Origin of the sequence: Mycobacterium sp. (genome assembly GCF_965230835.1) — a bacterium.
Lineage (GTDB): Bacteria > Actinomycetota > Actinomycetes > Mycobacteriales > Mycobacteriaceae > Mycobacterium.
This window is the reverse complement of record NZ_CBDDLW010000002.1, coordinates 1,980,653-1,994,653: the sequence shown is the minus strand read 5'-3', so window position 1 is coordinate 1,994,653 and position 14,001 is coordinate 1,980,653. Positions and strand designations below refer to the sequence as shown.

Annotated in this window: 10 protein-coding genes; all 10 read left to right on the top strand. The window is 63.3% G+C overall.

Annotated elements, in window-relative coordinates:
- The first annotated feature begins 65 nt into the window (after positions 1 to 65).
- Positions 66 to 1,649, top strand: coding sequence for a PPE family protein (locus tag ACO07W_RS09610; RefSeq protein ID WP_421842696.1), 1,584 nt, complete (start codon positions 66 to 68; stop codon positions 1,647 to 1,649).
- Between the two features lie 39 nt (positions 1,650 to 1,688).
- Positions 1,689 to 2,600: a class I SAM-dependent methyltransferase gene (locus ACO07W_RS09605; protein ID WP_421842694.1), complete on the top strand. Its 912-nt coding sequence runs from the start codon at positions 1,689 to 1,691 to the stop codon at positions 2,598 to 2,600.
- 382 nt (positions 2,601 to 2,982) lie between these two features.
- Positions 2,983 to 4,833, top strand: coding sequence for a type VII secretion AAA-ATPase EccA (eccA, locus tag ACO07W_RS09600; protein WP_421845903.1), 1,851 nt, complete (start codon positions 2,983 to 2,985; stop codon positions 4,831 to 4,833).
- Positions 4,830 to 6,458, top strand: coding sequence for a type VII secretion protein EccB (gene eccB, locus ACO07W_RS09595; RefSeq protein ID WP_421842692.1), 1,629 nt, complete (start codon positions 4,830 to 4,832; stop codon positions 6,456 to 6,458). The genes eccA and eccB overlap by 4 nt, the downstream gene beginning before the upstream one ends.
- On the top strand, positions 6,455 to 10,456 hold the full coding sequence (gene eccCa, locus ACO07W_RS09590) for a type VII secretion protein EccCa (protein WP_421842690.1): 4,002 nt from the start codon (positions 6,455 to 6,457) through the stop codon (positions 10,454 to 10,456). Before eccB ends, eccCa begins: the two co-directional genes overlap by 4 nt.
- 34 nt (positions 10,457 to 10,490) lie before the next feature.
- Complete coding sequence (locus ACO07W_RS09585) at positions 10,491 to 10,799, top strand: PE family protein (protein WP_421842688.1); 309 nt, start codon at positions 10,491 to 10,493, stop codon at positions 10,797 to 10,799.
- A gap of 41 nt (positions 10,800 to 10,840) precedes the next feature.
- Entirely contained in the window at positions 10,841 to 12,391 is a 1,551-nt protein-coding gene (locus ACO07W_RS09580) for a PPE family protein (RefSeq protein ID WP_421842686.1), read from the top strand.
- Between the two features lie 36 nt (positions 12,392 to 12,427).
- Complete coding sequence (gene esxG / locus ACO07W_RS09575) at positions 12,428 to 12,721, top strand: type VII secretion system protein EsxG (RefSeq protein ID WP_421842684.1); 294 nt, start codon at positions 12,428 to 12,430, stop codon at positions 12,719 to 12,721.
- Between the two features lie 32 nt (positions 12,722 to 12,753).
- Entirely contained in the window at positions 12,754 to 13,044 is a 291-nt protein-coding gene (locus ACO07W_RS09570) for a WXG100 family type VII secretion target (protein WP_421842682.1), read from the top strand.
- 21 nt (positions 13,045 to 13,065) lie between these two features.
- The gene (locus tag ACO07W_RS09565) at positions 13,066 to 13,965 is read left to right on the top strand and encodes an ESX secretion-associated protein EspG (protein WP_421842680.1); all 900 of its coding nucleotides are present in this window, start codon (positions 13,066 to 13,068) and stop codon (positions 13,963 to 13,965) included.
- Positions 13,966 to 14,001 lie beyond the last annotated feature (36 nt).

Here is a 14,001-nt window from a genome sequence, read left to right as displayed (position 1 = left end):
GGTGATGGCCGGCAGAGGAGTGCTTCAATGAGGTTGTACCCCGTACCCCGAGCGGGACGGCAACGATGACCGCCCCAGTGTGGATGGCGTTGCCGCCCGAGGTACATTCCGCCTTGCTCAGCAGCGGCCCCGGGCCCGGGCCGCTGCTGTCGGCCGCCGCGGCGTGGTCGTCGCTGAGCGCCGAATACACCGCTGCGGCGGACGAACTCACCGCCTTGTTGGGGGCTGTTCAGGCCGGGGCGTGGCTGGGGCCAACCGCTGAGCGGTATGTCGCCGCTCACGCGCCGTATCTGACCTGGTTGCTTCAGGTCGCGGCGAACAGCGCGGATGCGGCGGCTCAGCATGAGACCGTGGCTACCGCCTATCTGTCGGCCCTGGCGGCGATGCCGACGCTGGCTGAGCTGGCCGCCAACCACACTGTTCATGGTGTGTTGCTAGCGACGAATTTCTTCGGGCTCAACACCATCCCGATCACCCTCAATGAGGCCGACTACGTGCGGATGTGGGTTCAGGCGGCTGCCACGATGGCGACCTACCAAACGGTTTCGGGGGCTGCGGTGGCCGCGACACCACAGATGGCTCCCGCTCCGCAAATCGTCACATCCGAAGTCGCCGCCGACCACGACCACGACCACGAGGATGAGGATGACCACGACCATGGTGATCCCACCGCTATCGACTACGTCGTCGCAGAGCTGTTGCGTCTGATCAGCGGAGGAAGAATTATCTGGGACCCCGCAGAGGAGACCTTAAACGGTATCCACCTGCACGACATTACCGATGCGACCCAACCGATCTGGTGGCTTGCTCGGTCCCTGGAGCTTAGTCAGCAATTCCAAACCTTTGTCCAAGAACTGTTCACTAATCCAGTGGGTGCTTTCGAGTTTGTTGCCGAACTTGTCCTCTTCGACTGGCCGACCCACGTCGCCCAGCTTGGCCAAGCGCTCGCTCAGTCGCCGCAGTTGCTTGCGGTCGCAATGGGGGCTGTCATATCCAATTTGGGGGTGGTGACCGGTTTTGCCGGGCTGTCCGGCTTGGCTGGCATCCAGCCCGTCGCCGACGCTGTGGTCGCACCAGCCATAGCGGCCCTGCCAGTTCTGCCGGTCGCCGGGTTGACCCCGACCGTGTCGACAGCGGGTGCGGTGCCTGCGTTGGCGGGGGCGGCGCCCGCTTCGGCGCCCGCGGCAAGCACCGTCGCCAGCGTCGGTCCAGCTCCACCGGGCGCCGGCGGCGGCGGATTCGGATTCCCCTATGCCATCGCTCCCCCCGGAATCGGGTTTGGCTCCGGCATGATCGCCAGCGCTAGCGCCAAGAAGAAGGCCCCCGAGCCCGATTCGGCCAGTTCGGCGGCAGCGGCAAGCTCGCGTGAACAGGCGCGTCGGCGTCGGCGGCGGCGTGCGGGACTGCGTGAATATGGTGACGAGTACGCGGATATGAATATCGATGTTGATCCAGACTGGGGGCCGCCGAGAACTGAGGATTCGGTGGTGGCGGGGATCTCGGAAAGGAATGCTGGAATCCAGGGTTTTACCGACGCGGTGCGCAACGATTCGGTTGGCGAGGCGGCAGGTTTGACCGCGCTGGCCAGTGATGAGTTTGGTAGTGGTCCAACGGTGCCGATGGTGCCGAGGACCTGGGATCGATCCTGAACAGGATGCGCACCTGGCGAACCGCGTAGTGTTTGTGTGGTGCGTAGCGACAACGACAGCTGGGACATCACGACGAGTGTGGGGTCGACCGCGTTATTCGTGGCGACTGCTCGGGCGTTGGAGGCGCAAAAACCGGAGCCGCTGGTAGTCGACGCCTATGCGGAGGTGTTCTGCCGGGCTGTGGGTGGTTCCTGGGTCGACGTTCTTGACGGAAAGCGACCTGACCACCAGCTGAAGACCGATGACTTCGGTACGGATTTCGTCAACTTCCAGGGCGCCCGTACCAAGTATTTCGACGCGTATTTTCGCCGTGCTGCGGACGCGGGTGTGCGGCAGGTCGTCATTGTGGCCGCGGGCCTGGACTCCCGTGCTTACCGGCTACCGTGGCCTGACGGGACTACGCTATTTGAGCTGGACCGCCCTGAGGTCCTCGATTTTAAGCGCGAGGTACTCAATGGCTGCGGCGCGGAGCCGCGGGTTAAGCGCGCCGAGGTCGCGGTTGACCTACGGGGTGATTGGTCACAAGCGTTGCAGGCCAATGGATTTGATTCCGCTGCGCCGTCGGCATGGATTGTCGAAGGCTTGTTGGTCTACCTCCCGGCCGCGGCGCAGGAGCAACTTTTTGCCGGCATCGACGGGCTGGCTTGCCCCGGTAGTCATCTTGCGATCGAGGACTTTTCCCCGCTGCCTCCCGACGACCTGGTGGTCGAACTCGAAAAGGAGCGGGTCGAGGTCAGCGAAGGTCGCCGGAATGCATTTTTCGAGTTGATCTACAACGAGCAGTGCGCCCCAGCCACCGAGTGGTTCGGTCAGCGGGGTTGGACGGCGGTCGGTACCCCGTTGACCGAGTACCTGCGCGAGGTTGGCCGGCCGGTGTCGGGACCGAATTCCGAAGTCGCGCCGATATTGGTTCGCAACACCTTGGTCAGTGCGGTCAAGGCGGTGTCGTAGTGCCCCGTGGCCTCATTGGTACTGATCAAGCTGTCCGTTGACTACCAAAAAACGGCTTGCGCTGCTCATGCCGCGATGACGAGCTGCGTTGCCGGAAGATTGAGTCGGACCCGGCGTTGCTAATGAAAATCATGTTCAGTAAGCTCGCTACGTGCCGAAGCTGCAGACGGAGAAGTTCCGGTCATTGTGTTATTGGTCATGTCTAGACACCGCGGTTGGTGGTCGTAGTACCGAGGTCAGTCGTAGTACCGAGGTCAGCGGTCACGTGACGGGTGCGCAGGCATGGGCCAGCTAAGGCCGCCCGCCTCGACAGTATAGCTTATGCAATGCTAACTTCAGGCGGTTGAGTTAGGTGAAATCAGCTGTAGGAGACGACGCGTCCGTGGAACGGGGTGAAACTGGCATGCTTGCGGATCGGTTGGCCGCTTCTCGGGTAGACGGTGACGTGGTTAGCCGATTTGCCACCTGTTGTCGAGCGTTGGGCATTGCGATCTATGACCGCAAACGGCCGGCCGACTTGGACGCCGCTCGATCGGGTTTCACCGCGCTGAGTCGCGTAGCCCATGACCAATGCGACGCCTGGGTCGGGTTGGCCGCGGCTGGGGACGTGTCTACTCGCGTGCTGGAAGCGGTTTCGCGCACCGCGGCCACCGCCGGCGTGTTGCAACGGCAGGTTGAGTTGACGCCCGGGTCGTTGGGCTTTGTGTACGACACCGGGCTGTATTTACGCTTTCGTGCCACTGATTCCGACGACTTCCAGCTCGCCTATGCCTCGGCACTGGTATCAACAGGTGGGGCGTCCGAATTCGCCAAGGCCGACCAGATGGTTTCCGCCATCACCGAGCGGCGCCCGAGCTGCCGTGAAGCCCGTTGGGTTTCGGTCGTTGTCAATTATCGAGCCGAGCGCTGGTCGGATGTCGTCAAGCTACTGACCCCGATCGTTAATGACTCCGATCTCGACGAGGCGTATTTGCACGCTGCCAAGATCACCTTGGGTACCGCGCTAGCCCGCCTGGGCATGTTCGCCCCGGCATTGTCTTACCTGGAGGAGCCCGAAGGGCCCATCGCGGTCGCAGCGGTCGACGGTGCACTTGCCAAAGCCCTTGCCTTGCGCGCGCATGTTGATGAAGAAGCGGCCAGCGAGGTTCTGCACGAACTGTACGCGGCCAACCCGGAAAACGAGCAGATTGAGCAGGCGCTATCGGACCCAAGCTTTGGGATCGTCACCACCACGGCCGGCCGCATCGATGCCCGAAGCGACCCTTGGGACGCTGACACCGAGCCCAGCGATGCCGATTTTGTCGACCCGGGGGCCCGCGAGCGCAAGGCCGCCCTGCTGGAAGAGGCGGAGCAGCAGCTCGGCGAATTCATCGGTCTAGACGAAGTCAAGGATCAGGTGGCCCGGCTGAAGAGTTCGGTATCTATGGCGCTCCTGCGACAGCAGCGCGGGTTGACCGTAGCCCAGCGAACTCATCATCTCGTGTTCGCGGGCCCGCCCGGGACGGGTAAGACCACGATTGCCAGGGTTGTCGCGAAAATCTATTGTGGCCTTGGTCTTTTGAAGCGGGAGAACATTCGAGAGGTACACCGCGCTGATCTCATCGGTCAGCACATCGGTGAGACTGAGGCGAAAACCAATGCGATCATCGACAGTGCACTAGACGGGGTGCTGTTCCTTGACGAGGCGTACGCCTTAGTGGCCACCGGAGCCAAGAATGACTTCGGGTTGGTCGCTATCGACACTTTATTGGCCCGGATGGAGAACGACCGCGACCGGCTGGTGGTCATCATCGCCGGCTACCGGGCCGATCTGGACAAGTTCCTCGACACCAACGAAGGTTTGCGGTCCCGGTTCACGCGCAGTATCGACTTCCCGTCGTATGCGCCAGCGGAGTTGGTGGAAATTGCGCGACTGATGGCAGAGCAACGTGACAGCGTTTTCGAACAGCCCGCGCTCGACAACATGCAGAGCTTGTTCACTCACCTGGCCGAGTCGTCATCGCCGGACGCCAACGGAATTGCCCGGCGCTGCCTCGACATCGCCGGCAACGGCCGGTTCGTTCGAAATATCGTGGAGCGGTCTGAGGAAGAGCGCGAATTCAGGCTGGACCATTCTGAGCAGGCCGGAACGGGTGAATTCACCGATGAGGATCTGATGACAATTACCACCGACGATGTTGGCAACACGGCGACCCCGCTGCTGCGCGGTCTTGGTCTCTCGGTGCCAGCATGACCAACCAGGAACCTGACCATGATTGGGACGACGACAACGGCCGGCGCTCTTTCTCCTCGCGCACGCCAGTCAACGAACACCCGGACAAAGTGGTCTACCGTCGCGGCTTCGTCACCCGCCACCAGGTGAGCGGCTGGCGGTTCGTTATGCGACGGATCGCCTCCGGAATCGCTCTGCACGACACCAGGATGCTTGTCGACCCGCTACGGACCCAGTCGCGTGCGGTCCTGATGGGCGTGCTTGTCCTGGTTACCGGACTGGCCGGCTGTTTTGTGTTCTCTCTGATCCGGCCGAACAAGTCGGCAGGCAGTAACCCTGTGCTTGCCGATCGGTCAACCGCTGCGATGTACGTCCGGGTTGGTGAAGATCTGCACCCGGTGCTCAACCTGACGTCGGCCCGGCTGATCGCCGGTCGCCCGGTCAACCCCGCGATGGTGAAAAGCAGCGAGCTGGATCAGTTTCCGCGTGGCAACCTCATCGGGATTCCGGGTGCGCCGGAGCGAATGGTACAGAACGCATCTGGTGACGCGGACTGGACTGTGTGCGACGCAGTTGGGTCCGCGCAAACCGAAGGTAGTCCTGGCGTCACAGTGATAGCTGGCCCGCCCGACAGCCGCGGGGCCCGAGCGGCCGCACTCGGCCCCACGCAGGCGGTGCTGGTTGACGTCCCGGCAGGGGAGGCCGCTGGCACCTGGCTGCTCTGGAACGGCCGGCGCAGCAAGATCGACTTAGCCGATCACGCTGTCACCAATGCCTTGGGCCTGGGCGCAGAACTGCCCACGCCGCGGCCCATTGCGCTGGGTTTGTTCAACGCGATACCCGAAGCGCCACCGTTGGCAGCGCCCCGTATTCCGAACGCTGGCAACCAGCCGGACTTCTCGTTGTCCGCGCCGGTCGGTGCGGTCGTCGAGGACTATTCCATCGACAAGACTGGATCCGACGTTGTGACGTACTACGCCGTGCTTCCAGACGGCTTGCAGCCGATTTCGCCGGTGCTAGCCGCAATTCTGCGCAACACCGACTCCTATGGTCTGCAGCGGCCACCGCGGCTGGATGCTGACGAGATCGCCAAGCTGCCCGTGTCGCAGACCCTGGATACCACCGGCTACCCGGACCAGCCAGTTGGCCTTGTTGGGCTGACGCGCGACCCTGTTACCTGCGCGTACTGGAGCAAGCCGGTGGGGGCGGCGACCAGCACCCTGAGCCTATTGTCCGGTTCGGCGCTGCCGGTGCCGGATGGGGTACGGACCGTCGAACTGGTCGGTGCCGGCTCCCAGCGTATGGCCTCTCGTGTCGCGCTGGCGCCAGGAACCGGTTATTTCGTGCGAAGCGCGGGCGGTGGTTCGGCTGCGCCGGCCTCGGGATCGTTGTTCTGGATCTCCGACACCGGAGTGCGCTATGGCATCGACACTGCGGGCGATACCGGATCCGGAACCGCTGGGAACGGAAAAACTGTTCAATCCCTTGGCCTGAAAGCTCCGCCGATCGCCATGCCGTGGTCGATGCTGTCGCTGTTGGCGCCCGGGCCGACGCTGTCGCGGGCGGACGCGTTGCTGGCGCATGATGGTTTGCCGCCCGATAGGCGACCTGGCCGTGTGGTTTCGGATCGGGAGGAGCCCCAATGAGTCGGCTGATTTTCGAGGCGCGCCGCCGATTGGCGCCGCCGAAAACCCGTAAGGGCACCATCACTATCGAGGCACCTCCTGAGCTGCCGCGGGTGACTCCGCCGCCTTTCCTGCAGCGGGCGCTGCCGGTGGTGATCGTGGTGCTTATCGTGGGCATGATCATCGCAATGGTCGCTACCGGGATGCGGCTGATCTCCCCGCAGATGTTGTTCTTCCCGTTCGTGATGTTGCTGGCCGGTACCGCGCTGTTCCGCGGTAGCGGCAACAAGATGCGTACGGTGGAGGTCGACGCCGAACGGGCCGACTACTTGCGCTATTTGTCGGTGGTCCGCGACAACATTCGAGCGCAAGCGGCCGAACAGCGTGAGGCCGCTCAGTGGTCCCACCCCGACCCGACAGCATTGGCTGCCGTTTCTGGGTCTCGCCGCCAATGGGAGCGTGACCCTCAGGACCCCGACTTCCTCATAGTCCGAGCCGGTCGGCACTCGGCGCCCTTGGCCACAGCGGTGCGGGTCAACGACATTGCCGAAGAGATCGACCTGGAGCCTGTGTCGCACAGCGCATTACACAGTCTGCTCGAGACTCAGCGCACTGTTCGCGACGTGCCGACCGGAATCGACCTGACCAAGGTTTCGCGGATCACCGTGCTGGGGGAGACAGCGGACGCGCGCGCTGCGTTGCGGGCGTGGCTGGCTCAGGCAGTGACCTGGCACGATCCCACGGTGCTCGGGGTGGCGCTAGCCGCCCGCGATCTAGAGGGCCCAGACTGGTCCTGGTTGAAGTGGTTGCCGCATGTGGATATTCCCGGTCAGCTCGACGGCGTCGGTCCGGCTCGCTACCTTTCCACCGACCCCGATGAGTTGGCCGAAATGTTGGGGCCAACACTCGCCGACCGTCCGGTGTTCGTCGGTCAACCGGCAGACGCGCAGCGGCACCTGCTGATCGTCGTCGACCACCCGGACTACGACCTGAACGTCTCTGCGCTGGCGGCGGGCAAAGCTGGGGTTACCGTTGTTTACGTCTCCGCCACGCCGCCCCACCGAGAACAGTATTCGGATCCCGAAAGACCGATCCTGCGTTTCGTGCAGGGGGCTATCGAGCGCTGGCAGACCGGTGGTTGGCAACCCTATGTCGAGACAGCCGACCAGCTCAGCGTCGACGAGGCCTCCCACCTTGCCCGCCAGCTGTCGCGGTGGGACTCGAACCCGACGCACACAGGGCTGCGCTCGGCGGCCACTCGTGGCGCTACCTTTACCACTCTGCTTGGAATCCCCGATGCGTCGCGTCTGGATGTGCCCACATTGTGGGCGCCGCGGCGCCGCGACGACGAATTGCGCGTCCCGATCGGAGTCACCGGAACCGGCGAGCCGCTGATGTTCGATCTCAAAGATGAAGCCGAGGGCGGGATGGGTCCGCACGGGCTGATGATCGGCATGACCGGCTCGGGGAAGTCGCAGACTCTGATGTCGATTTTGTTGTCGCTGTTGACCACTCATTCGGCTGATCGGCTGATCGTCATCTACGCCGACTTCAAGGGTGAGGCCGGCGCCGACAGCTTCCGGAACTTCCCGCAGGTTGTCGCGGTGATCTCGAATATGGCCGAAAAGAAGTCGCTGGCTGAACGCTTCGCCGACACGCTGCGCGGCGAGGTGGCCCGTCGTGAGACGCTGCTACGGGAAGCGGGTCGTCGAGTCCAGGGCAGCGCTTTCAACTCGGTGCTGGAATACGAAAACGCTCGTGAGCAAGCTCAAGCGTCCGGACACGACTTGCCGCCGATTCCAACGTTGTTTGTGGTCGCTGACGAGTTCACTCTGATGCTGGCGGACCACCCAGAGTACGCGGAGCTGTTCGACTATGTAGCGCGTAAGGGTCGCTCGTTCCGCATCCATATTCTGTTCGCTTCCCAGACGCTGGATGTCGGCAAGATCAAGGATATCGACAAGAACACCTCCTACCGGATCGGGTTGAAAGTGGCCAGTCCCGGTGTTTCTCGGCAGATCATCGGTGTGGAGGACGCGTATCACGTTGAGTCAGGCAAAGAGCACAAGGGCGTCGGTTTTCTGGTGCCTGCGCCTGGCGCGGCGCCGATAAAGTTCCGCAGCACCTATGTGGACGGCATTTATGATCCGCCACATGCGACTAAAGCTTTAGTGGTGCAATCAATTCCAGAACCCAAACTGTTCGCCGCGGGTGTGGTGGAACCGGACCAGGACACGGTGATCTCCGGTGGAGAGCAAGACGACGAACCGACCGGCCCACCGCGGAAGCTGATAGCGACCATCGGCGAGCAGCTATCGCGTTGCGGCCCGAAGGCGCCGCAGTTGTGGCTGCCTCCACTCGACGAGCCGATCCCGCTAGGTGCGGTGCTGGCACGGGCCGGGGTGCCGGAGCGCCAGCGGCGTTGGCCGCTCGGTGAGATCGACAAGCCGTTCGAGATGCGCCGCGACCCATTGGTGTTCGACGCCACTTCGTCAGCTGGCAACCTGTTGATTCACGGCGGTCCGAAATCCGGCAAGTCGACTGCGCTACAAACGTTCATCCTCTCAGCCGCGAGTCTGCACTCGCCGCGCGATGTCACGTTCTACTGCCTGGACTACGGCGGTGGACAGTTGCGCTCGCTCGAGGACTTGGCGCACGTCGGGAGTGTGGCATCTGCCTTGGAACCCGAGCGCATCCGCCGCACCTTTGGTGAGCTGGAGCAGCTGCTGCTGTCCCGACAGCAGCGGGAGGCGTTCCGGGATCGGGGGAGTAACGGTTCGAACGGCAGCTCGCACGTAGACGATGGTTTTGGAGAAGTTTTCCTGGTTATCGACAACCTCTATGCTTTCGGACGCGACAATACCGATCAGTTCAATACTCGTAATCCGTTGTTGAACAACGTAACTGAGCTCGTGAACCTCGGATTGGCGTATGGCATTCACGTGATTATCAGCACCGGAAGTTGGCTGGAAGTGCCGCTCGCGATGCGAGACGGACTCGGTTTGCGGCTGGAGCTGAAGCTGCACGACGCGCGCGACAGCAATGTGCGGGTGGTTGGTGCGCTGCGCCGCCCGGCCGACGCCGTTCCACACGACCAACCGGGTCGCGGGTTGACAATGGCCGCACAGCACTTCCTGTTCGCGGCTCCGGAGCTGGACCAAGTGGACGTGATCAACGCCCGTCACCCCGGGGTCGTTGCGCCGCCGGTGCGGTTGCTGCCTACCAACCTTGAACCCGAAGCGGTCGGCGCACTCTATCCGGGAACTGGGCAAGTGGTGATCGGCCAGCGCGAGGAAGACCTCGCTCCGGTGGTGCTTGACCTTGCCGCGAACCCGTTGGTGATGGTGTTCGGTGACGGCAAGTCCGGGAAAACGACGTTGCTACGGCACATTATCCGTACCGTCCGGGAGCACTCCACAGCCGATCAGGTGGCGTTCACCGTCCTCGACCGCCGGTTACACCTCGTCGACGAGCCGTTGTTCCCGGACAACGAATACACTCCCAACATCGACCGGATCATCCCGGCAATGCTCGGGCTGTCCAACCTCATCGAAGCGCGGCGGCCGCCGGCGGGTCTGTCGCCGGCGGAACTGGCGCACTGGACCTATGCCGGCCACACCCACTACCTGATTATCGACGACGTCGACCAGCTGCCGGACTCGCCGGCGACGTCCGGTCCGTTTATCGGACAGCGGCCGTGGACCAATTTGATCGGCCTGCTTTCGCAGGCTGGCGATTTGGGGCTACGGGTGATTGTGACGGCCCGTGCCACCGGGTCTGGACATGCGTTAATGACCAGCCCGCTGCTGCGCCGCTTGAACGACTTGCAGGCGACGACGCTCATGTTGTCGGGGAACCCCCAGGACAGCGGCAAGATTCGAGGCCAACGATTCATGCGGATGCCGCCGGGACGGGCGATGTTCTTGGGTGACAGTGACAGCCCGTCGTATGTCCAGCTGGTCAACCCGCTGGTCGGAGAGGCTGTCGGGGAAGTTTCTCGAAGGGATACGTCCCACTGATGGTAGATCAATCGCAACAGAAGGAGTGTGTGTCATGGCGTTGCGCGTAGTGCCCGAGGGTTTGGCCGCGACCAGCGCTGCGGTAGAGGCGTTGACCGCGAGACTGGCGGCGGCGCATGCGGGTGCGGCCCCGATGATCACCGCGGTGGTGCCGCCGGCAGTGGATCCGGTGTCGTTGCAGACCGCCTCCGGGTTCAGTGCCCAGGGGGTAGAACATGCCGTTGTGGCGGCCCAAGGCGTTATCGAGCTGGGGCGTGCCGGTGTGGGTGTAGGCGCATCGGGTGCTGGCTATCTAGCCGGTGACGCGGCGGCCGCTGCGACATATGGGATCACCGGCGGCTAATGACAACCTCCGTGTTAGCTCCGCCCTTGGGACCGGTTTGGATGGCTTCGCCGCCGGAGGTTCATTCGGCGTTGCTAAGCGGCGGACCGGGGCCAGGGCCGCTGCTGGCGGCGGCCGGAGCGTGGAACTCGCTTAGTGCTGAATATGCTACGGCGGCAGCAGAACTCAGTGGGCTCCTGGGGCAAGTTCAAGCGGGGGTATGGCACGGTTCGAGTGCTGAACGGTATGTGGCCGCGCATGCCCCCTATCTGGCATGGTTGATGCAGGCCAGTGCCGATAGCGCAGGAGTTGCGGCTGAACACGAGGCTGCAGCGGCCGCCTATACTGCCGCCTTGTCGGCCATGCCCTCATTGCTGGAGTTGGCCACCAATCATGTGGTTCACGGGGTGCTAGTAGCAACAAATTTCTTTGGGCTCAATACAATTCCGATTGCGGTCAATGAAGCCGACTATGCTCGGATGTGGGTTCAGGCCGCGACCACGATGGGTGTTTATCAGGTAGCTTCGGGGACAGCGCTCGCGTCGGCGCCGCGCACCACACCGGCACCGCCTGTAGTGAATCCCGGTGCCAGTGCCGTCGCCGATGCCGTAACGACCGCCGCACCGGCGCAAACGGGGTTCGATCCATGGCAACTGCTTTGGCAGTTGTTCCAGGCGTACGTGAAGTTCACCACCTGGATGTATGAAGAGATCCTCACCTTCCTGCAGCATCCCATCCGCAACTCGATACAGATCATCGAGGCGTTTCTGACGAATCCGGTTGCGGCACTGATTACTTACGGTCCGCTGTTGTTCGTGATCGGCTATCAGGTGTTCTTCAACCTGGTTGGCTGGCCGACCTGGGCCCTGCTATTGAGCTCGCCGTTCCTGGTGCCGCTTGGTCTTAGCCTGGGTCTTAGCGCAGTGACCCTACTGCCAGCTCAGCTTGCGCCGCTTGCGCTACCGGTCGCCGGTGCGGCACCCATCGTGGCCGCCACCGTTGGGCAGACTGGATGGTCCGTGGCCGGTTTTTCCTCAACCGGGGCGCCTCCCGCCGGCTCTGCGGCGCCGGCGCCGACAGCGACTGCGGGCGCGGCAGCGGCTTCACCTGCTCCGGCGTCATTGAGTTTTCCTTACGTGGTTGGCGGCAGCGACGATTGGGGCGCCGGATTCGGGCCGACAGTCAGTGGTCGCGGTGGTCTGAAGGCGCCGGCGGCCACTATTCCGGCGGCGGGTTCTGCAGCGACTAGTCGGGCGCAGTCACGGGCACGGCGCCGTCGGCGTGCCGTATCGCGCGACTACGGCGACGAGTTTTTGGACATGAACTCCGATAGCGGCGTCAGTCCTGAAGCAAGCGACGGCAACGCGGCTGCCTCAGATCAGGGAGCGGGCAGGCTCGGTTTTGCTGGGACTGCGACTCGGGATGCCTACCTGGGCGCCGAGGTGGAGGCGGCCGGTCTCGCGATTTTGGCCGGTGATCAATTTGGCGGCGGTCCGCGGGCGCCGATGGTTCCGGGTACCTGGGAGCAGGGCGTTGAAAGTTCGGCGGTCCTGGGTGTGCCTGCTGATCCAGACAGAAGGGGGGAAGACAGTTCACAGTCGAATCTTCAGTAACCGAAGTCGAAAACACGAGGGTCGAGAGGATACGCGATGAGTCTTTTAGATGCGCACATTCCACAGTTGGTGGCGTCGCAGTCGGCGTTTGGTGCCAAAGCCGGGCTGATGCGCCACACCATCGGTCAAGCGGAGCAAGCGGCGCTGTCGGCGCAGGCCTTTCATATGGGGGAGTCGGCGGCGGCGTTTCAGGCTTCGCACGCCCGGTTCTTGGAGGTGGCTGCCAGGGTCAATACCTTGCTGGATGTCGCTCAGGTGAACCTTGGTGATGCGGCGGGCACGTATGTCGCCGCTGATGCCGCCGCGGCGTCGGCCTATACCGGCTTCTGACCTAACAGCCACCAACTTCGAAAGGATTTGTCATGTCGCAGATCATGTACAACTACCCGGCGATGTTGAGTCACGCCGGTGAGATGTCCGGCTATGCCGGCACGATGCAGGCGCTGGGTGCCGACATCGCCAGCGAGCAGGCTGCTTTGTCGAATGCCTGGCAGGGTGATACCGGTCTGACCTATCAGGCTTGGCAGGCTCAGTGGAACCAGGCGATGGAGGACCTGGTGCGGGCATATCAGTCGATGGCCGGCACCCACGAAGCCAACACCATGTCCATGATGGCTCGCGACCAGGCCGAAGCCGCCAAATGGGGCGGCTAGCAGCCGGCTAGCTAGATTTTGATGAACGCAAAACCCAACGCCGTCGAGCTGACGGTCGACAACGCCTGGTTCATTGCCGAAACGGTGGGAGCGGGCAGTTTTCCGTGGGTGCTGGCAATCACCACGCCATACAGTGATGCCGCCCAACGGAACGCGTTCTTCGACAGTCAGCGGGACGAACTGAACCGGATGGGCCTGTTGTCGGACGACGGTTCTCAAAATGGAGTTGTCAACCCGGCGGTCGGGGACTGGATCAAAACTGTGTGCTTCCCCGATCGTTGGCTTGACCTGCGTTACGTTGGGCCCGCCAGTGCCGACGGCGACAGCGAATTGTTGCGCGGCATTGTCGCGCAACAAGCCGGCGGCACCGGCAAAGCCCCCGGGGCCGCCAGAACCGTAGTCGCGCTGCGCAGCGCGCAGCTGATCACCTTGACGGCGATGGATATCGACGACCCGCGGGCGTTGGTTCCCGTGCTCGGTGCTGGGCTGGCGCAGCGGCCCCCAGCGCGGTTCGACGAGTTCAGCCTTCCGATGCGCGTCGGCGCTCGAGCGGACGAGCAGCTGCGGTCCGGCGCAGCCCTCCGAGATGTCGTCGACTACTTGGGTATCCCGGCATCCGCCCGACCGGTGGTGGAGGCGGTATTCGCCGGTCCGCGCAGCTACGTCGAGATCGTCGCCGGGTGCCGCCGCGATGGTGAACACAGCACCACGGAGGTCGGTGTCAGCATTGTGGACACCATCGCCGGACGGGTGCTGGTTAGTCCGTCTCGGGCATTCGACGGCGAGTGGATCTCGACTTTTCGCCCCGGAACAACGTTCGCGATCGCGGTCGCGATCGAGCAGCTAACCGCCGGCTTGCCGGACGGGCAATGGTTCCCGGGCCAACGGCTTGCCCGGGATCTTGCCGCTCAAACCCCATAGCAGAAACCAATACAGAGAAGAGAGCACGATGTCCCA

Excerpts from the sequence above, each read along its gene's own strand:
- ACO07W_RS09610 (WP_421842696.1), top strand. The coding sequence starts at position 66 with ATGACCGCCCCAGTGTGGATGGCGTTGCCGCCCGAGGTACATTCCGCC.
- eccB (WP_421842692.1), top strand. The coding sequence starts at position 4,830 with ATGACCAACCAGGAACCTGACCATGATTGGGACGACGACAACGGCCGG.
- eccCa (WP_421842690.1), top strand. The coding sequence starts at position 6,455 with ATGAGTCGGCTGATTTTCGAGGCGCGCCGCCGATTGGCGCCGCCGAAA.
- ACO07W_RS09585 (WP_421842688.1), top strand. The coding sequence starts at position 10,491 with ATGGCGTTGCGCGTAGTGCCCGAGGGTTTGGCCGCGACCAGCGCTGCG.
- ACO07W_RS09580 (WP_421842686.1), top strand. The coding sequence starts at position 10,841 with ATGGCTTCGCCGCCGGAGGTTCATTCGGCGTTGCTAAGCGGCGGACCG.
- esxG (WP_421842684.1), top strand. The coding sequence starts at position 12,428 with ATGAGTCTTTTAGATGCGCACATTCCACAGTTGGTGGCGTCGCAGTCG.
- ACO07W_RS09570 (WP_421842682.1), top strand. The coding sequence starts at position 12,754 with ATGTCGCAGATCATGTACAACTACCCGGCGATGTTGAGTCACGCCGGT.
- ACO07W_RS09565 (WP_421842680.1), top strand. The coding sequence starts at position 13,066 with ATGAACGCAAAACCCAACGCCGTCGAGCTGACGGTCGACAACGCCTGG.